The 25134-nt window shown below is 33.5% G+C and carries 29 protein-coding genes; 15 read left to right on the top strand and 14 right to left on the bottom strand.

All coding sequences use genetic code 11. The features are described from left to right. Positions 1-28: 28 nt before the first annotated feature. Complete coding sequence (locus HY04AAS1_RS02320) at positions 29-322, top strand: hypothetical protein (protein WP_012513505.1); 294 nt, start codon at positions 29-31, stop codon at positions 320-322. Further along, complete coding sequence (locus HY04AAS1_RS02315) at positions 323-1624, top strand: arsenic transporter (RefSeq protein WP_041307991.1); 1302 nt, start codon at positions 323-325, stop codon at positions 1622-1624. A gap of 44 nt (positions 1625-1668) precedes the next feature. Here HY04AAS1_RS02315 and HY04AAS1_RS02310 read toward each other — a convergent pair whose 3' ends face one another. Next, positions 1669-2049, bottom strand: a complete 381-nt coding sequence (locus HY04AAS1_RS02310; RefSeq protein WP_012513503.1) for a rhodanese-like domain-containing protein — start codon at positions 2047-2049, stop codon at positions 1669-1671. A gap of 204 nt (positions 2050-2253) precedes the next feature. Between HY04AAS1_RS02310 and HY04AAS1_RS02305 the strand changes: the two genes are divergently transcribed. After that, positions 2254-3642, top strand: a complete 1389-nt coding sequence (locus tag HY04AAS1_RS02305; protein WP_012513502.1) for an outer membrane protein transport protein — start codon at positions 2254-2256, stop codon at positions 3640-3642. Positions 3643-3676: 34 nt separating this feature from the next. On the opposite strand, the gene HY04AAS1_RS02300 is transcribed toward HY04AAS1_RS02305, so the two are convergent. The 3 genes from HY04AAS1_RS02300 to HY04AAS1_RS02290 all read right to left on the bottom strand — a co-directional run bounded on the left by HY04AAS1_RS02300 (position 3677) and on the right by HY04AAS1_RS02290 (position 5995). Beyond that, positions 3677-4309 (bottom strand): ABC transporter ATP-binding protein, encoded by a 633-nt coding sequence (locus HY04AAS1_RS02300; RefSeq protein ID WP_012513501.1) that lies wholly within the window; start codon positions 4307-4309, stop codon positions 3677-3679. Further along, positions 4302-5504, bottom strand: coding sequence for an FtsX-like permease family protein (locus tag HY04AAS1_RS02295; RefSeq protein WP_012513500.1), 1203 nt, complete (start codon positions 5502-5504; stop codon positions 4302-4304). The genes HY04AAS1_RS02300 and HY04AAS1_RS02295 overlap by 8 nt, the downstream gene beginning before the upstream one ends. A gap of 80 nt (positions 5505-5584) precedes the next feature. After that, positions 5585-5995: a PIN domain-containing protein gene (locus tag HY04AAS1_RS02290; RefSeq protein ID WP_012513499.1), complete on the bottom strand. Its 411-nt coding sequence runs from the start codon at positions 5993-5995 to the stop codon at positions 5585-5587. Between the two features lie 553 nt (positions 5996-6548). Between HY04AAS1_RS02290 and rpsF the strand changes: the two genes are divergently transcribed. The 6 genes from rpsF to HY04AAS1_RS02255 all read left to right on the top strand — a co-directional run bounded on the left by rpsF (position 6549) and on the right by HY04AAS1_RS02255 (position 9194). Beyond that, on the top strand, positions 6549-6887 hold the full coding sequence (gene rpsF / locus HY04AAS1_RS02280) for a 30S ribosomal protein S6 (protein WP_012513497.1): 339 nt from the start codon (positions 6549-6551) through the stop codon (positions 6885-6887). 12 nt (positions 6888-6899) lie between these two features. Continuing rightward, a complete protein-coding gene (gene ssb / locus HY04AAS1_RS02275; protein WP_012513496.1) occupies positions 6900-7358 on the top strand; it encodes a single-stranded DNA-binding protein in 459 nt (152 codons plus the stop codon). 25 nt (positions 7359-7383) lie between these two features. Continuing rightward, positions 7384-7605, top strand: coding sequence for a 30S ribosomal protein S18 (rpsR, locus tag HY04AAS1_RS02270; RefSeq protein WP_012513495.1), 222 nt, complete (start codon positions 7384-7386; stop codon positions 7603-7605). Positions 7606-7615: 10 nt separating this feature from the next. Continuing rightward, a complete protein-coding gene (gene rplI / locus HY04AAS1_RS02265) occupies positions 7616-8062 on the top strand; it encodes a 50S ribosomal protein L9 (protein WP_012513494.1) in 447 nt (148 codons plus the stop codon). A gap of 85 nt (positions 8063-8147) precedes the next feature. Continuing rightward, on the top strand, positions 8148-8597 hold the full coding sequence (locus HY04AAS1_RS02260; RefSeq protein WP_012513493.1) for a CopD family protein: 450 nt from the start codon (positions 8148-8150) through the stop codon (positions 8595-8597). Positions 8598-8609: 12 nt separating this feature from the next. After that, on the top strand, positions 8610-9194 hold the full coding sequence (locus HY04AAS1_RS02255) for a PH domain-containing protein (RefSeq protein ID WP_012513492.1): 585 nt from the start codon (positions 8610-8612) through the stop codon (positions 9192-9194). A 53-nt stretch (positions 9195-9247) separates the two neighbouring features. On the opposite strand, the gene hisF is transcribed toward HY04AAS1_RS02255, so the two are convergent. From hisF to HY04AAS1_RS02220, 7 genes are read right to left on the bottom strand one after another with little or no spacing between them, the layout of a single operon-like run. Further along, positions 9248-10006 carry an imidazole glycerol phosphate synthase subunit HisF gene (gene hisF, locus HY04AAS1_RS02250; protein ID WP_012513491.1) on the bottom strand — a complete coding sequence of 253 codons (759 nt, stop codon included), beginning with the start codon at positions 10004-10006 and terminating at the stop codon, positions 9248-9250. Next, positions 9996-12542: a PBP1A family penicillin-binding protein gene (locus HY04AAS1_RS02245; RefSeq protein ID WP_012513490.1), complete on the bottom strand. Its 2547-nt coding sequence runs from the start codon at positions 12540-12542 to the stop codon at positions 9996-9998. Before HY04AAS1_RS02245 ends, hisF begins: the two co-directional genes overlap by 11 nt. Next, positions 12539-13279, bottom strand: coding sequence for a TlyA family RNA methyltransferase (locus HY04AAS1_RS02240; RefSeq protein WP_012513489.1), 741 nt, complete (start codon positions 13277-13279; stop codon positions 12539-12541). The genes HY04AAS1_RS02245 and HY04AAS1_RS02240 overlap by 4 nt, the downstream gene beginning before the upstream one ends. Beyond that, positions 13276-13830 carry an orotate phosphoribosyltransferase gene (gene pyrE, locus HY04AAS1_RS02235; RefSeq protein WP_012513488.1) on the bottom strand — a complete coding sequence of 185 codons (555 nt, stop codon included), beginning with the start codon at positions 13828-13830 and terminating at the stop codon, positions 13276-13278. Before pyrE ends, HY04AAS1_RS02240 begins: the two co-directional genes overlap by 4 nt. Beyond that, a complete protein-coding gene (gene leuD / locus HY04AAS1_RS02230) occupies positions 13805-14302 on the bottom strand; it encodes a 3-isopropylmalate dehydratase small subunit (protein WP_012513487.1) in 498 nt (165 codons plus the stop codon). Before leuD ends, pyrE begins: the two co-directional genes overlap by 26 nt. Next, positions 14299-14532, bottom strand: coding sequence for a YdcH family protein (locus HY04AAS1_RS02225; protein ID WP_012513486.1), 234 nt, complete (start codon positions 14530-14532; stop codon positions 14299-14301). Before HY04AAS1_RS02225 ends, leuD begins: the two co-directional genes overlap by 4 nt. Before the next feature lie 22 nt (positions 14533-14554). After that, positions 14555-14977: a hypothetical protein gene (locus HY04AAS1_RS02220; RefSeq protein ID WP_012513485.1), complete on the bottom strand. Its 423-nt coding sequence runs from the start codon at positions 14975-14977 to the stop codon at positions 14555-14557. Positions 14978-15000: 23 nt separating this feature from the next. On the opposite strand from HY04AAS1_RS02220, the gene HY04AAS1_RS02215 reads away from it, so the two are divergent. Together HY04AAS1_RS02215 and HY04AAS1_RS02210 are read left to right on the top strand one after the other, a co-directional pair. After that, a complete protein-coding gene (locus HY04AAS1_RS02215) occupies positions 15001-15777 on the top strand; it encodes an HAD-IIA family hydrolase (protein ID WP_012513484.1) in 777 nt (258 codons plus the stop codon). 5 nt (positions 15778-15782) lie between these two features. Beyond that, positions 15783-17825 carry an LPS-assembly protein LptD gene (locus tag HY04AAS1_RS02210; protein ID WP_012513483.1) on the top strand — a complete coding sequence of 681 codons (2043 nt, stop codon included), beginning with the start codon at positions 15783-15785 and terminating at the stop codon, positions 17823-17825. Here HY04AAS1_RS02210 and HY04AAS1_RS02205 read toward each other — a convergent pair whose 3' ends face one another. Then, positions 17826-18674 carry an ATP phosphoribosyltransferase regulatory subunit gene (locus HY04AAS1_RS02205; RefSeq protein ID WP_012513482.1) on the bottom strand — a complete coding sequence of 283 codons (849 nt, stop codon included), beginning with the start codon at positions 18672-18674 and terminating at the stop codon, positions 17826-17828. Positions 18675-18702: 28 nt separating this feature from the next. On the opposite strand from HY04AAS1_RS02205, the gene trmFO reads away from it, so the two are divergent. Next, positions 18703-20076: a methylenetetrahydrofolate--tRNA-(uracil(54)-C(5))-methyltransferase (FADH(2)-oxidizing) TrmFO gene (gene trmFO, locus HY04AAS1_RS02200; RefSeq protein WP_012513481.1), complete on the top strand. Its 1374-nt coding sequence runs from the start codon at positions 18703-18705 to the stop codon at positions 20074-20076. Further along, a complete protein-coding gene (locus HY04AAS1_RS02195) occupies positions 20069-20683 on the top strand; it encodes a trimeric intracellular cation channel family protein (RefSeq protein WP_012513480.1) in 615 nt (204 codons plus the stop codon). Before trmFO ends, HY04AAS1_RS02195 begins: the two co-directional genes overlap by 8 nt. Here HY04AAS1_RS02195 and HY04AAS1_RS02190 read toward each other — a convergent pair. Both HY04AAS1_RS02190 and HY04AAS1_RS02185 read right to left on the bottom strand, forming a co-directional pair. After that, positions 20676-21317: a lysophospholipid acyltransferase family protein gene (locus tag HY04AAS1_RS02190; protein ID WP_012513479.1), complete on the bottom strand. Its 642-nt coding sequence runs from the start codon at positions 21315-21317 to the stop codon at positions 20676-20678. The genes HY04AAS1_RS02195 and HY04AAS1_RS02190 overlap by 8 nt on opposite strands. A gap of 9 nt (positions 21318-21326) precedes the next feature. Further along, on the bottom strand, positions 21327-22379 hold the full coding sequence (locus tag HY04AAS1_RS02185; RefSeq protein WP_012513478.1) for a glycosyltransferase: 1053 nt from the start codon (positions 22377-22379) through the stop codon (positions 21327-21329). 52 nt (positions 22380-22431) lie between these two features. Here HY04AAS1_RS02185 and HY04AAS1_RS02180 point away from each other — a divergent pair, with 52 nt between their 5' ends. Together HY04AAS1_RS02180 and sfsA are read left to right on the top strand one after the other, a co-directional pair. Beyond that, positions 22432-24477 carry a hypothetical protein gene (locus tag HY04AAS1_RS02180; protein ID WP_012513477.1) on the top strand — a complete coding sequence of 682 codons (2046 nt, stop codon included), beginning with the start codon at positions 22432-22434 and terminating at the stop codon, positions 24475-24477. Next, positions 24467-25132: a DNA/RNA nuclease SfsA gene (gene sfsA / locus HY04AAS1_RS02175; protein ID WP_012513476.1), complete on the top strand. Its 666-nt coding sequence runs from the start codon at positions 24467-24469 to the stop codon at positions 25130-25132. The genes HY04AAS1_RS02180 and sfsA overlap by 11 nt, the downstream gene beginning before the upstream one ends. Positions 25133-25134 lie beyond the last annotated feature (2 nt).

Genomic DNA, 25134 nt, shown 5'->3' with positions numbered 1-25134 from the left:
GTTTCTATCTTGAAAGGAGGTTTTATTTATGGAAAGCAAAAGCCTAAAGGATATAGCTAAGATAAAGGAGTTCGCCGACGGCGTAAATATAGAGATAACAGAACATGTAGATGAAAACAAGATAGAAAACATGCTAAACGCTTGCAAAACAGGGCAATGTGATTGCATGAGCACTGATATGAAAAACAAGATCACATCTATGTATCTTAAAAAAGAAAATGGCAAACTAAATATCGTAATAGTTGGTAACGTATCAAAAGAAGATATAAAAGCTTCTATGGAAAGATGTGAGTGTTATGAAAATACCGAGTGTTCAAAATAAGTGCTAAAAGAGATAGAAAGCGTCATCATTTTTCTTCTTACGATGTTTCTTGTTATAAAACAACCAAAAAATATACCCATTGGTATATCTGTTGTTGTTGGAGGGGTTTTGAGCTTTTTGCTTGGGATAGTAAATATAAACGATATATATGAGGTTATAAAACTCGTATGGGATGCAAGCTTGGCTTTTATAGGCATTATCTTCATATCGGTGGTGCTTGACAACATAGGGTTTTTTGAGTGGATTTCGCTAAAAGCCATAGACAAAGCCAACGAAGATGGCATCAAGCTATATGTTTATATGCTTCTAATAGGAGCTTTGATATCTATATTTTTAGCCAACGACGGCGCTGCTTTGATGCTAACTCCTATCGTTTATTCTAAGATAAAGCATTTAAACCTTCAAGATGAACAAGCAAGAGCTTACATGGTAGGAGGAGGTTTTATATCTGATACTGCAAGTATTGGGCTTGTAATATCAAATTTAACAAACATTATCACAGCGGATTTTTTTCACATAAGCTTTTTAGAATATGCCAAATCTATGCTTCTTGTAAATATTGTATCTATCGTAAGTTCCATAGCGGTTTTACTTATTTATTATAAAAATCATCTTCCTAAAAGCTACAAAAAAGAGATTTTAGAAGACAAAAACCCAGAGGAAGCCATAAAAGATAGATTTTTATTTTATTTGGCTTGGCCAATAGGTGCTTTGGCTATAGGGCTTTTGATGGTATCCCACATATACAACATCCCAACATCTTTTATCATCATATTTGCCGGGATTTTGATATCTATAGGAAGTTTAAAAAACAAAAAAGTAAATCTAAAACATATCATTTTCAAAGAAACCCCTTGGCAAATACTCATATTTTCAATAGGTATGTACGTGGTGGTGTTTGGTCTTCAAAAAGCGTTTTTGTATCAGATAATGCCCGGTGTAATAAGATTTTTTATAGATGGTGGTAAATTTGTGGCAATTATGGGCGTAGGTGTGTTATCAGGGGTTTTATCGGCTCTTATCAACAACCTTCCCACCGTTATGCTTATAAATTTAAACATCAAACTTGCAAACCCGGCTGATCACATGAGCCATATTTTAGCTTTGGCAAATCTAATAGGTACAGATATAGGTCCAAAGATGACACCCATTGGTTCTTTGGCAACACTTTTATGGCTTCACGTATTAAACAAAAAAGGTTTAAACATATCTTATGCTTATTATATAAAAGTTGGTATCATCCTTACGATACCGGTTTTGATACTTACGCTTCTTAGTCTTTATGTTTTTAGTTTAGCTTAAAAGCTTATAAAACAACCCCCAAAATGGGGGTGTAAATAAATTTATCAGTTTGAAAGTGCTGCTATTAAATCTGGCGTAGAACCATCAAATACATATACGTTTGTATAGCCAAGAGCTTCCAGATAACCCATAGCTCTATTGGCAAATTTTACAAGCTTACAAGTGGTTATAATTGGTGCTTCCTTATCCTTTGGAAGCTTATCAAGGTGCTTTGTAATCTCTGTAATTGGTATGTAGTAAGCATTTTTGATACCTGCTTCTTCTACATTTTTACCTTCTACCTTACCCACAGGTCTTACATCCAATATGAGGGCTCCGTTTTGGTACAGCTCTTTTACCTTTTCAATGTCTATAAGCCCTAAGTTTGGCTTTTTCTTGTCTTGCTCAATGGCTTTTTCAATCTTGTCCACAAGCATTCCGAACATAAATGCACCTCCTTTTAGAGTTAGTTTTAATTAACAAAATATATTAATTTAGAATTATTTGAAAATGATATTTTATAGTTTAAAAATGAATATTAGAATATTCTTATATAACAATTACTACGAAGTATTATAAGAAAATAAAAAACTAAAATCACAAACATTTCACTATAATGATAGTCAAGTATTTTAAAGGAGGTTTTTTTCATGAAAAAGAGGCTTCTTGCTTTGGCGGTGTTTACAGGTTTAATTGGAGTGTGGCAAACAGGTGCTTTTGCCACAAATGGCGATGATCTTATAGGCGTTACACCAAACTCAGAGGCAATGGGTGGCATAGGTGTTGGTATGCCTGTGGGTTCTGTGGACTCTATCTTTAGAAACCCAGCTTGGATGAGCGTAGCAAGATCAAACAAAGTCCAGTTTGGCGGTATGCTTTTTATGCCAAGCGTAAAAGCTGAAAGCAATAATGCATTTATAGGCACTTCTGGTGCACCATCATCTGCTTCTGCTGATAGCGACGCAAACCTCTTTTTAGTGCCAGAGATAGGTATAGTGGACAAGATAAACGATAAACTTGTATTTGGTATAGGTGCTTTTGGTGTATCTGGTATGGGTACAGATTACAACGGTAAGGGTCCGCAGCAGATTATAGGGCAAAACGCTCAAGGCCCAGTTACAATTCCAGCTTTTTACAACATGAGAACAACGCTTCAGTTTATGCGTATAATACCAGCCTTATCTTACCAGATAAACCCAATGATAAGCGTAGGTGCCGGTATAGATTTTGCCTACGGATCACTTGATATGAACGCTACTATGCCAAATGAATGTACACCTTTAATGCAACCTCCTTATCTCTATTGTACCAGCAAAGCATCTTACGGTGGGGGTCAAAGTTCGGCACTTGGTATAGGTGGTCAGCTTGGTGTAGCCTTTAACTTCGGGAATTTTGTATACGCTGGTTTAAACTATCAAACACCTATATCTATGACATATAGACATGTGTTTGATTTTCAAGGAGCATCCCATTATAATTTTACTGGAAGTTTCCAAGATCTTAAACTTGAACAACCTCAAGAGCTTGCTTTTGGTGTAGGTATAGCACCCACTAACAAATGGAACGTAGGTGCTGATGTTAGATGGATAAACTGGTCAAATGCCGATGGTTACAAAGACTTTGGCTGGAAAGACCAATGGGTATTTGCTCTTGGTACATCTTACAAGCTAACACCAAAACTCACATTAAGAGCTGGTTTTAACTATGCAAGAAGCCCTATAAGAAGCAACAATTTTGGATCAAACATGAGTCAAACGCCAGCCGCCTCTATAAGCGGAGCCCAGTTTAATCAATATGCTATAGACTTCTTTAACCTATACGGATTCCCAGCTATTACAGAAGAAGCTATAACGCTTGGTGGAAGCTATCAGTTTACAAACACCTTTGGTGTATCGCTTGCTTATGAGCATGATTTCCAACATAGCGTAACGGATAGTGGATATTGTTATGATGGTTTAAATAACACTAATAATCCATGCTCTATAGGTGCAAAAAACGCAGAAGATGCCATAAACGTAGCTCTTGAATGGAGATTTTGATATAAACTTTAAAGGAGGCCTTTGGCCTTCCTTTTTATCCAAGATATATAACTCTATCAAAAAATGGTTTTAGTTCTTCGTTGTGAGTAGCTACAATTATAGTTATATTTGATTCTTTGTTTAGGGATTTTAATAAAGAAAAAATCTTATGAGATTCTTTGTGATCAAGGTTTCCAGTGGGCTCATCGGCTATGAGGATTTGAGGTTCTCTTACAAGGGCTCTTGCTATAGCTACCCTTTGCTGTTCACCGCCGGAGAGTTCGTAAGGTTTGTAGTTTAGCCTGTGGTCCAATCTAAGAAAGCTAAGAAGCTCTATGGCTTTTTTCTTATCTCCAAACAAAGATACATTTTCAAGCACATCAAAATCTTCTAAAAGATAATAAAATTGAAATATAAAAGAAATGTATTTTTTCCTAAGCTTAGATACAGCTTTTTCGTTTAGTACTTTTCCGTCTTTTGCATACCAAACACCAAGTATATTTACATCACCAGAAGAAGGGGTTTCTATACCACCTATTATATGAAGGGTTGTAGATTTACCAGAACCAGAGGGCCCCATTATACCTACAAACTCACCTTTTTTTATAGAAAGGCTTAAACCTTCAACTACAGGCTTATCTTTGTATATTTTTGATACGTTTTTTAGTTCTATCATACCGTCAGTCATTTCTTAGTATCCTTACTATGTTTTCTTTTACAGCGTAATAAGAGGGTATAAAAGCTGCCACAAGGCTTAAAAATATCACCAACAAAAAGACCTCCATCACATCTTTAAAAGATATAGAAACTGGCACATAAGACATAAGGTATATGCTTTTTTGGACATGTATTAGTTTAAATTTGTTTATAAAAAACTCCAAAACAAAAGACGTCAAAACACCCACCAAAAACCCACTAAGGCTAAGTAAAAGCCCTTGTATAAGTATTATAGCCATGATAAAAGATTTTGGTTCTCCGTAAACTCTAAATATGGCTATATCTCTTAGCTTTTCTTTTACTTTTATAAAAAGAAGGCTTGTAATATTAAAAGATGCCACTACTATCATGAGAGTAAGTACAAAAAATATACCTCTTTCTTCGGTTTGAAGAGCTTCAAAAAGCGGTTTATTCATATCTATCCAAGTGGTTATTATAAATTTTTCTCCTATCATAGGTTTTAGGCTTTTAGCAAAAGAAGGAGCATAAAATGGATTTTTTAAATTTATCTCAACGACTCTTGTGGGCGGATTATTTACAAAAAGCTTGTCTGCAACACTGTTATCCATAAGCACGGTAGAATAATCTATATCAAATATACCACTGTTAAGAGTACCCACCACAGGCAAGTTTTGAACCTTTGGCATATAACCAAAAGGCGTTTGTACACCCACAGGCGATATGATACTAACATAATCACCTTTTGACACCCCAAGCATAGCAGCCAAATCTTTACCAAGAATAACACCTTTTTTATCCAAAGAACCTTTTATCTTATTTGCAAAAAAACTCAAATTTTTAGTGTTGCCAAAATCCATAGCATCTACATTGACAGCACTTATATAAGAGCCCCTTTGAATAGCCCCGTGATATATCTTGAAATAGGAGAACATCTTTATATCTTTTTTGTTTTTTTCTAAAAGCCCCAAAACTTTAGGTATATCGGCCTTAGAATTATCTCCTACGTATGTCAGTATTAAATTTGGCATAGACCCCAAAAGCTTAATTCTAAGATTGTCTTGAAATCCTTCAAAAACGCCGTTTGTAAGAAGTATCCCAGCGGTGCTTATCACAATCCCAAAAAACGATATCAAGCTTATGATAAATGTACTTCCTTTAAAACTGAGCAAATATCTTATAGCTATCTTTAATGCCTTAAATCTCACAGCTTATATTATACTCATTCTAAATGAAAATATAATGTATAAGACACAAAAACCACTATTTTGGCTTTAAAAGCTTAGCGTCAATGATTGATTGTTTGTAAAATCTCTGTTGTTGTTCTCCTGCCTAATTTTGTTTTATCAAAATCTTTATCAAAACTAACAATGGTTAGTTTGTATTTTTCTGCTATTCTATATTGATAAGCATCATCAAAATCAAGATCAAACACTTTCATTATATTTATCAATCGTTTTAAGTCATAATAATGGTCTAGCGACAATATAGCTTTTAGAACAAGTCTAAGGTCTTCTATCAATTTATCAAATTTTTCAAGCTTGTTTCGTTTCTTAAGTATTACACCTATTGAATGAATCGAGAAATCAGATATAAAAAAATCAATTTTATCGTACTGTTCTAACAAATTTACACATTCTTGAGCTTTTTCTTGTTCCAATGCTATTTCCAATATTATGTTTGTGTCTAATAAAAGCACCAAATTTTATAATTCAATATCCCAAATCTTATGTTGTAACTCCACAGATGTATACTTATCCTTTAAATCAGATAAACAGCCCCTCCATTCAAAAGAAGGACGTGGCGCCATACTTGCTGATCGTGGTATACTTGTAGGTCGTGGTATACTTGTAGGTTTTCTTTTGATACCTTTCTTTGTTGATGGGGCATAAAAGCTTTTATGTGTCTTAGATTTATAATCATTCTTCATAACTAAAATCTCCTATATATAATTATAATCCTCAAACCCACTCACGTCAACTTACATGTACAAGTTCAATACATTGTAAGTACATAGACCGTGGCATACTTTTATTGCGTGGCATACTTGTGAACCGTGGCATACTTGTCGTGAGATTAATGTCTTTTAAAAAGACAGGTATCTGAAACGTGCTTATCCACTCTGTATTCATAGTGTATGAACTTATACAATATCATGAGAGTGCATAGTATAAGTTATAATATTAAAACAACAAATTATGGTAAAATATTTATTTAAAGTGTTAAACTTTGACTAATTTTAAGGAGGTAGTATGAGCTCAAAACATTATCGTGCACAGAGGATGTACGAAAGTGTGGTGGTGTTTAAACCCACACTTACCGAGGATGAGTACAATACAAAGCTAAATGAAGTGAAAGACTTCATAGCCAAAAAAGGTGGAAATATTGTCCATGAAGAAGATTGGGGTACTAAAAATTTGGCCTATAAAATAAGTGGATTTGGGCATGGAAGATACCACTTCTTCAAAATATTTTCTACAAATTCGCAACTGCCAAACGACCTTGACTTTTACTACAAAATAAATGAAGATATTATAAGATGGTTAAATATCTTATCCAAAGAAACCAGCGAGGAAAAAGTTTCGCAATAAATAGGGGATTTTATGATAAACAAAGTTATTTTGATAGGTAGATTGACAAAAGACCCAGAGCTAAGGATACTTCCATCTGGCAACAAGACAATTGATATATCTATAGCCTACAACAGAAACTACAGAGTAAACAACGAGTGGAAAGAAGAAGCGCACTATTTTGATGTAAAAGCCTATGGAGCATTGGCTGATAGACTATCTACACAAATATCAAAAGGTTATATGATACTTGTAGAAGGAAGGCTCGCTCAAGATAGGTGGACTTCTCAAGATGGTAAAAATATGTCTAAAGTAAGCATAGTAGCCGAAAGCATAAAGATAATCTCAAGACCACAAGGTACACAAAATAAAGCTTCCGCACAAGAAGATTTGTCTGAAGGCTTTTACAACGATGAAGATATAAACGGTATAGAAAATATTAAGTCTGATATAGAAAAAAGCTTAGAAGACGATGATGACGTACCATTTTAAAAACTTTGAAAAAGGAGTGTGAAGTATGATGGAAACCAAGATGAAAAAAGCTAAAGTTTGCAAGTTTTGCATGGAAAAAAGAGACCCAAACTACAAAAACTATAACGAACTAAGAGAGTTTATGTCTGAGCATGGCAAAATTCTTCCAAGAAGAATGACTTTCGTATGTGCCAAACATCAAAGAAAGTTAGCCAATGAAATAAAAAGGGCTAGACAGCTAGCTTTACTGCCTTACGTAGTAGTATAAGGAGGATATCATGAAGGTAATTCTTTTAGAAGAATTGGAAGGACGTGGAAGTTTTGGAGATATTATAACGGTAAAAGATGGTTTTGCCAACAACTATCTAATACCAAGGAAATTGGCATTACCAGCCACAGAAGGTAATATAAAACATATTCAAAGCATACTTTCCCAAAAAGCCAGAAAACTTGAGAAAATAAGAACTCAAGCTCAAGAACTTGCCAAAAAGCTTGACGGTGCAGAAATCACCATTAAAAAACCTGTGGGTCAAAATGGTAAACTCTTTGGTGCTATAACCACTTCAGACATCGCCAAAGCTCTCAACGAAAAAGGCTTCAACGTAGACAAAAAACAAATAATAATAAGTTCACCCATTAAAAACTTAGGTTTATATACCATCAAAGTTAGACTACACAACGACATATACGCTAGTATAAAAGTAAATGTAGAAGAACAAAAGTAAACATCTTATATAGCTGGCTTTACGCCAGCTTCTTACAATATACAATATCATAGATTTTCACAAATACATAAGTTATCATTTACTTATGAATATATTGGTGCTCTTCATACATATAACATCCGCTTGCTTATGGGTAGGTGGTATGCTATTTATGGTGTTTGTATCTTCTCCTTATATAAGAAGAACACCCTTTAAAGATGAAGCTTTTCAAAACATAGGAAAAAGATTTAGCAACATAGGTACTCTAATAGGTCTTCCGACGCTTTTTATAACGGGACTTCTAAACATGCATTTTTTATCAATACCTTATAATTCATTACTCCATCCGGAGTCACTGTATCAGAAAACGCTTCAAATTAAAATTCATACTTTCTTCTTGGTAGTATTTATATCAGTTCTTCATGATTTTTATTTTAGTCCAAAAGCCAAAAACTCTAAAAAATATGCAAAAATAACAAGAATACTAGGTATATTAAACTTAATTTTAAGTCTTGGTATAGTTTTTCTAGCAAGCGCTTTGAGATATAACATGTGATAAAATTGTTTTATGGAAAAAAATCATTCAATAGTATCTTTGGCCTTTGGCATACTTTTAGTATATTGGCTTTTAGTAACAACAATAAACGCCATAAAAGTAAAAGTAGGAAACAAAGAAAAGCTTATCCAAAAATACCTAACCGAGGATGAACATATAATAGTAGAAGGAGAGATGGTATACATAAAGGAAATCATCACAGCCACGTTGACAGGTATAATCGGTCTCATAATAAGCGTATTGGTATTACTGGCCAAAAAAGATATAAGCCTATTCTTCTTGGTATTTTTATACGCAGCAAGCTTTAGCTTATCTATATTGGTAAAGCCTTATGTTTTAAAGAAAACCACAAAACTTTTTATTACAAACAAAAGGCTTATCTTAGCTTATGGGACTTGGAGTAACAACGTAATTGATTATAGCCTTGACAAAATATCAAACATAGTGTTAAAACAAAGCCCTTTAGGTAGAATCTTTGGTTTTTCAAAAATTGCTATAATAAGTACATCGGGAGCAGAATTAAAAATCTGGAATAGAGAACTCGAATTAAAAAACGCTGAAGAGTTTATAAAAGCTTTTGTATCAATGAGAACGTAGTTTTATAAGATAAAAACTTTTTTATAGCACCCCTAACCTATTTTATTTGTAAATTATATTCTAACATGAACGTTATTTTCTTTCAAATAAGCTTTTAACGCTGGTATAGATATCTTTTTAAAGTGAAATATAGAAGCCGCTAAACAAGCGCTTGCTTCTGTTAGCTTAAAAGCTTCTAAAAAATGCTCTTTTCTACCAGCCCCACCAGAGGCTATAACTGGTATATTTACAGCTTTCGATATAAGATCTGTTAGTTTTATATCGTAACCTGATTTTGTACCATCTTTATCTATAGATGTTAGAAGAATCTCACCAGCTCCAAGAGATTCCACTTGTTTAGCCCATTCTACAGCATCTAGGTTTGTATTTAATCTTCCGCCGTTTATATAAACATGCCAAGTATCATCTTCCACGTGTTTTGCATCTATTGCCACAACTATACACTGAGAACCAAATTTCCTTGCACTCTCATAGATAAGTTGAGGATTTTTAACAGCAGCTGAGTTTATAGATACTTTATCAGCTCCAGCTTCTAGAAGTTTTCTTATATCATCTAAGGTTCTTATGCCGCCCCCTATGGTAAAAGGGGTGAAGATATTTTGAGCTACTCTTTTTGCCAAATCTATCACCGTATTTCTTTTTTCATAAGAAGCTGTTATATCTAGAAACACTATTTCATCAGCTTTTTGCTCTTCATAAACAATTGCATTTTCCACTGGGTCCCCAGCGTCTTTCAAATCTACAAAGTTTATACCTTTTACTACCCTACCATCTTTTATATCAAGACATGGTATAATCCTCTTAGCGAGCATTGTTTAACTCCTTATTTATATTTTTCGTTTCATTATCTATTTGATAAGTTTCTTTGTTTATCTCTTGTATTATTTTAGGTAATACGCCATTTGGATTTTTTGAATTAGGGTTTGCGGGAGGCTTGGTAGGTGATATAGTGCCTTGAGACGACTGTTGTTGAGATGATGAGGGAGTGTTGTTTAAAGGCTGCAAAGGACTTCCGGGGCTTTGCGGTTGATTTGGGTTTAAACTTTGAAGAACCGGCAAGGAAACGTTTTGACAAGTTGTTTTTGGTGCTGTACCTTTTACAAAAAGTATAGGTTCTCCAGGACAAGAAGGGGTAGCCCTTAAGTAGGTTTTTGGGTCTATATCCACATACTCTACCCCATCTGGCAAAGGAAACGGCTTTTCCGGATATATGCTTAGTGCTTCTTTCATATAGTTTATCCAAGTAGGAAGCGATGCTGCAGCACCAGCCATATTGTAGCCTATTCTTTTTCTTATATCAAACCCAGTCCAAACACCAGTCACCACATCAGAGGAAAAGCCCTCAAACCAAGCATCGTCGTAATGGTTTGTAGTACCTGTCTTACCAGCTATATAAGGTCCCAACACATGGGCAGCATAGCCAGTCCCAACTTTTACCACATATTCTAACATAGATATCAAGACTCTATCGTAAGGAGCTGGGAATACGTTGTAGCAAACTGGATGACCTGTATATACCACTTGGTTTTGAGAGTTTACTATCTTTGTTATAAAATACGGTTCACAGTAAGTCCCTAAGTTGGCGAAAGCTTGAAACATGTTTGTAAGTTGAAGCGGAGTAACGCTTGTACTACCAAGCACCATAGAATAATATGGAGGAAGTTTTATACCCACCCTTGCTGCTAAAGATATTGGTAGATCAAAACCCACCTGAGCCAAAAGATTTACGCTCGCAGTATTAACGCTGTAAGCCAAAGCTTTTCTTAAGGTAATTGTAGTAAAACTCTCTCCCTCATAATTTCTAGGTGTCCAAAATCCACCCGGGGCAGATGGATCTTTATAAGCATGAGGCGTAGCGTCTATCTCGGTTATCTGAGTATAGCCTTTCATCAAGGCTGATAGGTAAACTATAGGTTTTATAGCAGAACCAGTCTGTCTTAAAGCATAAACTGCTCTATTGTAAGAAGAAAGCTGATAAGAGTATCCACCCACCAAAGCCAATATAGCACCATTATGTACGTTCATGCTAACCAAAGCCGATTGAAGCTGCGGTATTATCTTTGCATTAAATCCGTTATTGGGGCGTGGCATACTTGTAGATCGTGGCATACTTGTAGATCGTGGCATACTTGTAGATCGTGGCATACTTGTAGATCGTGGCATACTTGTAGATCGTGGCATACTTGTAGATCGTGGCATACTTGTGGGGCGTGAAAGTTCTACCATTACGTACTCGCCAGCGTTTATACCGGGGAAAATTTTAGCGGTGACCTCTGTGCCGTTTATATCTATATTTGCCTGATTATTTTTTATGCTTTTAACAAAACCTATATAATACCTGGATTTCTTAAGATCTATTTTTTGAGCCTTAAATTTTGCTATAGTATCGGTAATAGACCAAGGTAGAACTGGATAATGTTCTAGTTTAGATATATACAATATTTGGTTTCTAACAGCATTTTCCGCTGCTTGCTGAAGCGTTTCATTTAAAGTGGTATAAATTTTTAATCCACCTTGATAAATAAGATCGGGAAAATTTCTATACATATAATCTTTTAAAAAACTAACGAAATAATCGCTATTGGTGATGGGGTTTGTATGTTTGTTTAAAACAATAGGTTTCTGAGAGGCTTTAAGGTACTCTTCTTTCGTAATATAGCCATCTTTATACATTCTATACAAAACGTAGTTTCTTCTCTGAAGAGCCAAGTTTGGATTTATATATGGATCATACTTTGTAGGAGCCCTAGGAAGCCCAGCCAAAAGAGCAGCTTCGTCAAGGCCCAGTTGCCAAACGTGTTTACCAAAGTAAGTTTCCGATGCAGCTTCTACACCAAAGGCACCATGCCCCAAATATATCTGGTTGAGATACATTTCAAGTATTTTGCTTTTGGGAAAAGTATGGGTTATCTCTATGGCAAGGATTGCTTCTTTTATCTTCCTAGATATTGTCTTCTTAGGGGTAAGGAAAAGGTTTTTCGCCAGTTGCTGGGTTATAGTGCTTCCGCCTTCTACAGCCTTTCCCTTTTCTAAATCTACTATTAAAGCCCTTATTATACTTGTTGGGTCTATTCCTATGTTGTGATAAAAAGTCTTATCTTCAGCAGAAACAAAAGCATCTTGAACTATTTTAGGTATTTTGTCTATTGTTACATAAATCCTATTCTGAGCTCCTATCGTACCTATAAGTTTACCGTTTGAGTCGTACACCATTGACGCTTCTGGTGGATGCCAATTCTCTAAGGCTCTCACGTCCGGAAGCCCAATACTTACGCTATAAACATATACTCCTAAAAGCACAAATACAACAACTATAAAAAAACCTAAAAAAGAAAGTATGTTTTTCATTTTGTCTTATTATAATCCTTTAATATGAAATAAGTAAAAAATTCTTCGTTTCCTTTGGTACCTTTTGGTCTTGCTTTTGTATATGCTAAAAGCTCAAAACCTATAGATTCAAAATGAGATATGACACTTTCTAAAGCAAGCATTTTAGCACTATCATCTTTTACTATTCCTTTTTTTAGATATTTTGGAGAAAGCTCAAATTGAGGTTTTACAAGCATAAGAAGTTTTGTATAATAAGAGCAAAGATTTTTAATATACTCTCCTATCTTCTTAAGAGAGATAAAAGACACATCTACAGTAACAATATCAAAATCGATATCATCTGGCTTTTTAAAAACTCTTATGTCTGTATCTTCAAACAACATTACCCTTGGATCTTTTCTTAGCTTTTCATGCATTTGAAGATGCCCTACGTCTACAGCATAAACCAATTTTGCACCGTATTGAAGAAGACAATCCGTAAACCCACCCGTAGAAGATCCTATATCAAGGCATATTTTCTCAGACACATCCACATCAAACTCTTTTATGGCGTTTTCAAGCTTATAACCTGCTCTTGATACAAATTTTTCTTCTCCTAAAAGCTCAATACCATCTTCTTCTTGCACAAGGGTGCCAGCTTTTAAAACAGCTTTACCATTTACAAAAACCCTTCCCTCCATTATAAAAGCTTGAGCTTTCTCACGAGAAGAAACCAAGCCCTTTTCCACCAACAATAGATCTAGTCTTTTTTTCACAAAAGCTCAAATAATTTAAACACAGAATAAAATTTAAAACCTTCCTTTTCTATATTTTCTTTGGCGCCTTCTTCTCTATCTACGATGGTAAATATACCTACCACGTTCAAAGAAGCGTTTTTGCAAACGTTTGCAGCTTTTAAAGAAGACCCACCTGTAGTAGATACATCTTCTAATATAGCCACATTTTTAACGTTTTCTAGCTTACCTTCTATTTGCTTACCCATGCCGTGATCTTTTGGCTCTTTTCTTACTACAAAAGGTTTTATAGGGTTACCTTTTTCAAAGGATATAATTGAAACCGCATATGCCATAGGATCGGCTCCTAGCGTAAGCCCACCTGCAGCATCAACGTCAAAAGGTTTTAACATATCATACAAAACGTTGCCAAGTATGTATATGCCTTCTGGATCAAAGGTAACTTGTTTTAAATCTATATAGTACCTGCTAAGTTTACCAGAAACTAGTTTAAACTTAGGTTCATCTGCTACCAAAAGAGAATATTTTTTTATAAGTTCTTTTAACTTAAGAAGATAATCTTGATTTTGCATATTCCATCAACCCACCAGCTCTTAGTATAGCCATAAGCTCTTCTGGAAATTTAGTAGAAGAATAGGTTTTGTTTTTTGTAACATTTTTTACTATACCATTTTCAAGGTCTATTTCAAAAATATCTCCATCTTCAGCTTCATCCACAGCTTCTTTGCACTCTACTATCGGAAGACCTATGTTTATTGCATTTCTAAAAAATATCCTTGCAAAGCTTTTAGCCACCACCACTGGTACACCAGCATACTTTATAGCTATAGGAGCATGTTCCCTAGAAGAGCCAGAACCAAAATTTTTACCAGCTACTATGATATCACCTTCTTGATGCTCTTTCGCAAAGTTTGGTTTTTCAGAGTCTTCCATTACGTGAGAAGCAAGTTCCAAAGGGTCTGACGTGTTTAAATATCTTGCAGGTATAATCTGATCTGTATCTATATTATCTTTAAACTTCCATATTTTACCTTTTATAATCATGCTACTTCTCCATGCTTTTTCATATATTCTACAACAATTAACTCCATTTCGTCTTTTAACTTAAGCCTTTCTTTTTTGATAGCCTCTATCTGAAGTTCCAAATCAGAAGTCATAGGACGGTGCTTTTCCATTTTCATTATTTCTTTGTCCAATTCATCATGTTTGTCCTTCAAATGCCTATAATGGCGATCTTCTTTGTATAACTTTTCTTCAACAGCTTTTCTATCCATATTAAAAACCTCCAGCTTGATGTTAGTATATTATATCACCTTTTTTGGGCTTTTGATAAAAAATAAGAAAAAAGCTTATAAAAAACCCTACGCTTAAACTTATTAAATCAGCCACCAAAAGATAAAATATCCCAGCGAACAAAAAAGGAGCAGAAGCTATCGCATAAGGCCAAAAATAACCTTTTATAGCTTTATAACTCCAATAAGGCTCATGAATCGATACAGGTATGTATTGCTTTTTAACAAAATAAGATAAGAAAAACACTATGATACCCAAAAATACCTCCCCTCCAATCAAATAAAACCTAATTTCAAAAGGAAGTTTTATAGGCAGTCTTATTATAAAGTAAGACAACAAAAGCGCTATATAAGATATTATTATTAAACCTAAAAAACTTTTCCAAAACATTATAGCTCTCTTATAAAAAATATCCACAAGTTCCATAAAAACATTGTAAACTATTTTCTATGAAAATACTAGTGGATTTAGATGGTGTATTGGTAAAAGATAAAGAGTTCAACCTTTTTGAAGATTCAAAAGCATTTTTAAGCTTTTTAAAAACCAAAAACTTCAAAATATTATCAAACAACTCCACAAAACCACCAGAAGAACTAGTGAAAATATTAAACGAAAAAGGATTAAACGTTGAAGATAAAGATATTCTAACACCTTTAAAAATACTACCAGATTATCTTAAAGAAAAAGGCATATCTTCTTGTTTTGTAATAGGTACAGACCACTTAAAAGCTTATTTATCAAAATTTGTAGAGGTAAAAAACGATATAGATGTAGAAAGTGTAATCATAGGTCAAGACAAACAGCTAAGCTTTGAAAAGTTAAAAAAAGCAATATCAGCAGTATTTTTAAACAAAGCAAAAATAATACCTATAAATCATAGCAAAATCGTAAAGGACTCTGACGGGCTTTATTTTCAAGGTTCTGGTTCTTTGGCTTTTATGATAGCAAATGCCACAGATTACAAGGAAGATATACCAAACTTAGGAAAACCGTCAGAACTATTTTTATCAAAAGCTTTAAACAACGATGAATACAAAGATAGTGTAATAATAAGCGATGATTTTTATACAGACTTGATAGGAGCTAAAGCTCTTGGCATAAAAACTATATTTATTACCACTGGTAAATATAAAAAAGAAGATTTAGAAAAAACCGATTTTAGACCAGACTTCATAGTAAGCTCTCTAAAAGAAACGGAGGAGATATTATTAAGTTTAGAATCTTAGTTTTTTTGTTTTTAATAGTAGCTTTATCATACGGAACTGAGCCTGTAAAGATACTATCGGATATTTTGATAAAAGAACCAAACAACCAAGTGATAGCAAAAAAAGATGTGGTGATATACTACGAAGATTATACGATATACTGTGATAAAGCCATATACGATAAAAACTCAAAAACTATAACTTTGATTGGGCATGTGCATCTTATCAACGTTGTAAATCAGGAAAACGTTTACGGTAAAATGGGAGAACTAAACCTGTCAACAAAGCAAGGATACTTTTTAGACGCTTACGGAAAATTTCACAACATATACTTTGTAGCTGATAAAATAATAAAAGATGATAAAGTATATTTTATAAAAAAAGGAGTGGTAAGCACTTGTAAAATAGATAAAAAATTAAAGGATAAAAAGTTGCGTCTTTGCGTTTTCAGTGCAAAAGTAACCAACAAATACGTATATGCAAATTCAAACATTTTAGCTTACAAAAAACTACCTATTCTTTATATACCTTACGCCATATTCCCTGTGGGTAAAAGAAGGAGCGGCTTGCTTCCACCTCTTATAGGCTCAAACACCTACAATGCATTTATATATCAACAGCCCATATATTTTGCACTATCCCAAGATAAAGACATGACAATAACCCCGGAATACAGAAACAACGAAGGTGAAGGACTCTCTTTCCAATATCGACAGGCTTTTACAAAAAAAGATTATATAAATTTCAACACATACTACTTTAAAGAGCCTTCTACACCGGGAGAATGGTGGTATGGTAGAAATTTATCAACATTTAGGTCCAACAGATACAGGTTAGACATCTTTGGAAGATACGACGGTATTGATTTCAAGCTAGATACTATATCAGATCCTTACTTTATGCAGGACATGTATTTTAGAACCAATCAAAGGACCATACCATACCTTAGTTCTTATGTAAACTACAGCAAAAATACGAAAGACTTTTTTGCAGATGTAAGTTTTCACTTTTTTTACGATACTACATCAAACACAAATGCCTATACACTCCAAAGGCTTCCAGAAATAGATTTTTTATGGAAAAACCATCCTCTTTTTGATAACATCTACTACAACATAAGTGCTCAAAACACGTATTTTTACAGAGAAGATGGACTAAAAGGAGATAGGCTTATTGTAAATCCAAACCTAACAAAAACCCTTAGCTTTGGACCTTTTACCAACAGTACCAATATAAACTTCTTAGGTACAAAGTATATAGCCTTAAATCAAAGTGGCTACAAATCCTCAGCATATCAAGTTCTATTTCAAAACAAAACGTTTTTTAGCAAAAATTTTCATATTAAAAGCCTAAATATAAACAACTTTTACGAGTTATCTTACAACTATCAACCCTTCAACAATACCAACAACCCAATATTTGATTACAAAGATTACCAGTCAAACCAAAATTATTTAGATTTTAAAATAAACAACGCTTTTACTTACAACGGTTATAACTTTGCAAACGTATATTTAGAAGATGGCTATACATTTTTAAAAGAGTATGCTTTTCCCACATATCTTAGTTCACTTAACTCCTTTGTTACATCCGCTAGTTATCAAACTTCAAACCTCATAGTGCATAAACCGCTATTACCTCTTAGGACCACAATAACATTTAGACCTTTTCAAAATTTGTCTTATACCATAGATAGTTTTTATGATTTTAACAAAAATGAATTTCCAGAAGAAAACCAATATATAAACATAAATTTTAAAAAGTTCAACTTTTACCTTGGTGACAGCACGGCAAAAGATATAAACAGAAAATATACACTAAATCAGCAAAGCTACGGCGCATCTTATACTTACAAAACTTTTAACGTAAACGGTGGCATAATCCATGATGATATAAGTGGACACGATGTATCTAGGTATCTAAACCTAACCTACAACGGAGAATGTTATTCTTTATCGTTATCTTTTCAAGAGTACTTTGATGGTACAAGAAATCAATATATAAATTATGTTCTTTTGACTTTTAACGTATTTAACTTAGAGCATCTAACCGTACCAATATCTAGGTAATTATATTTTCTCCAATATGGAAGAAAGATATATAGCACCACCGCAAGCTTTTATGTCTAAATTATAAACGTTTTTTAAAATCTGATATTCACCACCAGAGGCTATTGCAAAAGGATGGTTTGGCGAATAGAAAGAAAACGTTATACCATCGTAGTAAGGGATAGATTTTAACTCTGATATATCAAGCCTTACGTTTAAAGACTTATTTTTTAAAATATAAAAAACATTCCGGAGCCTAACACCATCAATGTTCAAAGCATTGAGTTTTTCAAAAAGTACATTTTCATCTTCCAAAAGCATCCAATCAAGGTCATATTTATAAAGTGTATTTAGATTTTTTGATGTAAGAGCGTATTTTACATCTTCTTTATGTTTATCATCAAACTTTGACAGAAGCTCCTTTAGTATAGCTTCATCGTTTATATAAATGAAAATATCGTTGTTAAAAAATGCTAAAAGCTTATATATAATATCAATTACTTCAAATATCCCATCGTCTTTATCGTATCCTATGTATTCTAAACCAAGCTGATAATCGGATTTTATTTCATTTTCCCAAGAAAACACTTCACCTTCATAATATATCCTTATAGGTAAAGCTCTTTCTTTCAAAGAGGCTATATAGCTTGCCACTTGATAAGTCATGTCTTTTCTTAAAACAAACACCTCTTTTGAAGACCTTATGGTGATAAGTTCATTGTAGTTGGTGGTGGTTCTCATTTGATTATAAAAGCTATCAAACATTGGAAGCTTTATAAAACTATATCCTTTTTCACTTAATATCTCTTCTGCAAACACTATAAATTGTTTAAACACTTTTGAAGCTTTTAAATCTAAAAAACCATTCACAGCAACTATTTTATCATAAAATATTAACATGAAAGTAAACGTCATAGGAGCAGGGCTTGCTGGTTCAGAAGCGGCTTATTTTTTAGCAAACAAAGGTATAAAAGTTAGAATGTTTGAAATGAGACCAATAACATCGCATTTTACTTCTCGGCAAGATGAAAAAACAGGAACACACGATGTAAGAAATGCTACGCAAACTAGACCAATAACTACTACAGAGGCTCACAAAACGGATAAATTTGGAGAGCTTGTTTGTAGCAACACCCTTGGAAGTTTTGAAATAACCACTGGGGCAGGCCTTCTAAAAAAAGAGATGGAACTTTTAAACTCCCTTGTTATAAAAGCTGCAAAACACTCTTATGTCAAAGCCGGAAGCGCTTTGGCGGTAGATAGAAACGAGTTTTCAGATTTTATAACAAAAACGATATTGTCTCATCCAAATATAGAAGTTGTAAGAGAAGAAGTAGAAAGCCTAAATGAAAACGAGCTAAACATAGTAGCCACAGGGCCTCTTACTTCAGAAAAGTTTTCAAAATACTTAAAGAATCTTATAACAGATGATTATCTTTACTTTTACGATGCGATAGCTCCAATCGTAGAAGCTTCAAGCGTTGACTTTTCAAAGGGATTTTGGGGTTCTAGATATGACAAAGGAGATGATTATTTTAACTGTACGATGACCAAAGAAGAGTACGATATATTTTATAATGAGCTTTTAAAAGCAGAAAAAGTACCAACCAAAGATTTTGAAAGAGTGGTGCACTTTGAAGGATGTCTTCCCATAGAAGAGATAGCATCAAGGGGTTATGAAACACTTGTTTTTGGACCAATGAGCCCAAAAGGTCTAAAACACCACATATCAAAAGACGTATATGCAATAGTACAGCTAAGAAAAGAAACAAAAGAAGGAGAAGCCCTTTCTTTGGTGGGATTTCAAACAAAACTTACCTATAAAGAACAAGTAAGAGTGTTCAGGCTTATACCTTGCCTTAGAAATGCTGTTTTCTCAAGGCTTGGCTCGATGCATAGAAACACATTCTTACAATCCAACAAACTTTTAAAACCAACTCTTGAATTAAGAAAAAATCCAAACATACTTTTTGCAGGACAAATAACCGGTGTTGAAGGCTACTCAGCTTCCGCTGCCACTGGTATTATAGCAGGTATAAACGCATGGTTAAAATTAGAAGGCAAAGAACCTACAACACCACCAAAAACCACCATGTTAGGAGCACTCTTAGACTACATAAGCTCCAAAGAAGGAGAGCTTCAACCTATGAATCCAGTTTTTGGGCTTTTACCAGATATAGAGGTTCACAAAAAGCATAAAAAATTATTAAAAGCTTACAGAGCACTTTTTGATATGAAAAAGTTTATAGAGCATCACAAGATATATGATTGACTTTTGGTCAGTTTTTTCTTTTATAAACTTGGTTGGTATAGTAGCCTTTTCGATATCTGGTGCTTTAAAAGCCATAAAAGAGGATTTAGATCTTCTTGGTATAACGGTTTTAGCTATAACCACAGCCCTTGGGGGTGGTATACTAAGAGATGTCATAATAAATACTATTCCAATAGCTTTTAAATCTAAAGAAAATATGATATTTGCCATTTTAGGGCTTTTGATAGGGATATCTCTTTACAAGTTCGAAGGTATTGAAAGCTCGATGCTCATACTGATACCAGATGCTGTAGGATTATCGGCTTTCAGCACTACAGGCGCCATGATAGCTTATAAGGCAGGCGTAAACGTATTTGGAATTGTCATACTGGCTACTCTGACGGGAGTAGGTGGTGGAGTCATAAGCGATATACTTCTTGGAAAGATACCATCTGTTTTAAAAGATGACTTTTACGCTAGTTGTAGCATCATAGGTGCCGTTATTTTTTATATTACAACGATGTTTTTCAAAAACATAACGCTTGCGGCATCTTTTTGTGTAATATCGGTTTTTTCAATAAGGATGTTGGCTATAATGTTAAAATGGAAACTTCCTAAATTCAAGTAGGTTTATTGTAGGCAAGTTCTTTGATGTGCTCCATTATGGTGTTTGCCACAAGTTTGTAGCTTTGAATGTTATCTTCTAAATCTCCAAAATGAATGGGCTTTCCAAAGTATACGTTTATAGGCTCTTTTGGCACTGGATACTTTGCTCCTATAGGAAAATTTACATCCGTATTTTCAATGTATATTGGTATCACTGGTTTTTTGGTTTTTACAACCATTATACCAACACCAGTTTTTGGTTTTAAAAACTCCCCAGCTGGCGCTCTTCTTCCCTCTGGAAATATGCAAACATTACAACCGATATTTAAAAGCTCTATAGCCTTTTCAATAGCTCCAAAATCTCCAGAACCTCTTTGGACTGGTATAGCCCTCATATGGTTGTATAAAAATCCTATGACAGGTGCTTCAAAAAGCTCCTTCTTGGCGATAAAATAAAGAGGTTCTTTTACCAAAGCGTTTAACACTGGTGGATCTAAATGAGATCTGTGGTTTGATGCAAAAATAACCCCTTCAAGCCCTTCTATATTTTCTATGTTAAAAGCCCTAATCTTAAATACACTTCTAAAAATACCTCTTATACCAAACCAAAGAGGTTTTATCACATATTTCCCAAGCGTTGTATCTGGGCATTCCATCTTAGAGTATTATAGCATAGTAATGATATTTTTATATTTCCCGCAAAAATAAGATTTGGAATAAGATTGTGAAAACAAAAAGGCATTTTGAGATAAGCCATCTCTTAAATTCTTATCTTGGTAAATTTTTATAAGGGCTTTTGAAAGAGCTTCTTCATCTTCTTTTGGCACCACCAAAGCGTTAAAACCATCTTTGGCAAAGGGCACCACATCTGTACATATAACTGCTTTACCAAGACCCATTGCTTCTAACACCACCATGGAAAAAGACTCTCTTTTTGAAGAACTAACAAACACATCACAAGCTCTTACATATGGAAATGGGTTTTTCTTAAAACCCAAAAACTTAACCTTATCTTCTATTTTTAAGCTTTTAGAAAGATTTAAAAGCTCTTGTTTTTTAGAACCCTCTCCTATTATAAAAAGATGTGCATCTACATTTGCTATTTTAAAAGCCTTTAAAAGTGTGGAATAATCTTTATCCTCGCTTAGCCTACCAACGCTTAAAAAACTAAATTTATCAAAGGTTATATCTTCTTCTAAAGATAGCGTTTTTATCTTATCGTGATCTATCGCGTTTTCTATAAGAACTGTCTTTTTAACTCCGTATTCTTCCAAATCCTTAACAACCTTTTCTGATACACCCACTCCTATATCTGCATATTTATAAAGACTTTTTATATACTTTATCTCTTTTTTAGAGTAAAGCTCTTTTGGTACATGCTCTACTATTATAAGCTTTGCTTTTATAAGATTTTTACTCTTAAGAAGGCAAAGCCTTGTATTCATATCCCTTAGATGGGATATTATCACATCAAAATCTTTTAAAGCCTTGGATAGCTTATTAAGAAGGATTTTCTCATATATAAAAGCTGGTATATAAAAGGGCTTCTTTTTAATATTAAACAATATCTTAGGTCTAAAATCTATTTCATAATCTATGATGTTTTTAGCCACTATAAACTCTTGATCATATCCTTTTAAACAATCAAAAACATCTAAAGCGACCCTTTCAGCGCCTGCACCTGCTAAAGTATTTATAACATGAGCTATTTTCATCATATATATGATTATATATCATAAGCTATTGTTTTTGAATTATTATATTTATGATATGCTAAATGTTTTGGAAGGTTTAGGCAAGTTAATAAGCAAAATAGATATACCAATTCCAAAAACACCAGAAGATACAACGCAAAACAATACAGTGCGCTGTAAGCTGTTATCAGATCTAATAAGTGCCTCTAGCTCTTCCTTAACTCAGAAACAAGCTAATAGCGTTCTGCCTCAGTCTTCAGATTTTAAAGATATATTGGATAGCCTTGCCAACAAAAAGCATTTGAACAAAGATAATCTTGACAAAGATAAAGTCTTAAAAGATTTAAGTGACATATTCCAAGATATTTTTAATTTCTTTAAAAATATAACCAATACATTATCTAACAATACATCTCTAAACAAAAACCAAGGTACCGAAGATATTCTAATAAAATTATATGATAATGCCGAAAATTTTGCAGTAAATTTGTTAAAAGACATAGAAAAACTCTCAAAAGATATAAACCCAAATTTTGATACAAACTCGATAGAAAATATCATAAAAAATATACAAAATCATAAATCAAACGAAACATTTCTCCTATCCATATCAATACGCGAAGAAATTATCACAACTTCAAAAAACGCCTCAAACTTCTTAGATTCTATATTATCAAACCTTGACAAACACATACTCTCACAAAAAGATATATCATCTCATATATCCTCTTTATCTTTTAGCTTAATACTAGAAAAAGAAAACACATCAGAAACGTTAATCTCTCTAAAAGCCCAAAAACCAAACTTAAATAACCTATCGCTCCAAACCAAACCACTTGAAGATATCAAAATAAATGTATATGTACCCAACAATATAAAAACTTTAGAAGAAAGCGATATACCATCAGATAAAATCATATCCAAAGACACACAGGTAAACACTGACAAACAATTAGAAAATCAACAAACCAAAACAGAACAATTAGATGATACTAAAAATATAACTTACAAATTTGAAAATGTTGAGATAAATATAGAAATAAATAACAATACAAACCAACCCCACCAAGCCATAAAAGAATATGAACAATTAGAAACTTATGCTGAAAATACAAAAAACCAGGTGCAAGAAATTAATACCAACCAAACAAACAATGAGTTTTCTACAATTAATAAGTCTACCACGCCATACAGCTCTGATATAGCTAACGAGTCTACCACTATTAAAAACGATATCACATCTTATAAGGATACCACAGACAACAACAAAAACACCCCAACTGATAAAGATATGTCGGTTAGCAAAGACGATCTATTAAAAAACAACCAAATAGACATAGCTTCTATTAAAGACAACAACCTTACTACACTTAACGAAGAAACTAAGACTTCCGATAATAAAAGCTATTATAAAAACGTAGAAGAACAAGAACTCTTTACAAAAAAAGATGAAATTCAACCACCTAAAGAAACCAACGTAGCATATTATAAAGAAAATGAAAAAAACATAAAAGATTACATAGCAAAAAATGTCAGCGCTTTAAATTTAGATAAAGAGCTACTTCCGAAAACAAGCTTAAACAATCTTCACGATTTTACAAGCCCTATAAAAGATATTATGAAAGAAAGTCTTGATTTTCAGGCTTTTAATACAAACGATAAACAAAAAGACAACAAAGACAACAATGAAGGGTTTAGCACGAACTACCAGCAAAATATACAAACAAATCAACAGAATACAACAAACAGTATAAACACTGAGAAAATTTTCAAAGAAGTAGAAAAAACTGTATTGAAAGAAACCAAAAATCCAGTTTTGATGAAAAATGTATCTATCCAACTTGACGATGGGACGGATCTTCAGATAAAATTTAACGCCAACAATTTATCTATAGCAATAAATACAAACACAGAGCTTGTATACAAAGATTCTCAAATAAAAGATTTGCTTAAAAATCTACAAAACCTTGGTTTTAGCGTAGAAAATATAACCATCAATGGCACCACCATAGAATCTCAAATGGGATTTTCGCAAGACAAAGAACAAGGCAAAGACGATAAAGAAGATTACAAAAAACAAAGCTCTGAAGAAAGCGACTTTGAATTTATAAATGCAATTTGACCTCAAAGAGTGCATAGTCTTAGAAAGACTAAACAGGTTTGTAGCAAAAGTTATCGTTGACAACAAAGAAATTCTTGTTCATATTAGAAACACTGGAAGACTTCCAGAGCTTTTGGTAAAAGGAGCAAAGGGTCTTTTGGAGAAAAAAGAAGGTGGCAAATACAACTGGCATTTAAAGGCTGTGAACAAACACGGACATTGGGTTTATATCGACTCTTTGCTGGCTCCTAAATTGTTTTTGGATTTTATAAAAAAAGAGAATTTGTTTGATATTAAAAGCCTAAAACTAGAACCAAAATATGGTGATAATCATAAGTTTGATATACTAATAAACAACGAGGTTCTCATAGAAACAAAGTCTGTAAACCTTGTAAAAGATGAAATAGCCATGTTTCCAGATGCGCCATCAGAGCGTGGCACAAAACATATTGAGCTTTTAAAAAATATACACATCACAAAAGAATATAAACCTATGATAGTGTTTGTGGTACAAAGACCAGATGCAAAAGCCTTCAAACCAAACGAAGAAACAGATCCAAACTTCTCAGAAGCTCTAAAACAAGCCAAAGAAATGGGTTTAGACATACTTTGTTTTGATTGTTATACCTCAGAGAATGAAATTTTTATAAAAGGCCAGATGCCAAAGGTTTTTTGATT

Source organism: Hydrogenobaculum sp. Y04AAS1, assembly GCF_000020785.1.
Taxonomy (GTDB): domain Bacteria; phylum Aquificota; class Aquificia; order Aquificales; family Aquificaceae; genus Hydrogenobaculum.
Note: the sequence above shows the minus strand (reverse complement) of the source record. Positions and strands in the feature narration are given on the sequence as shown.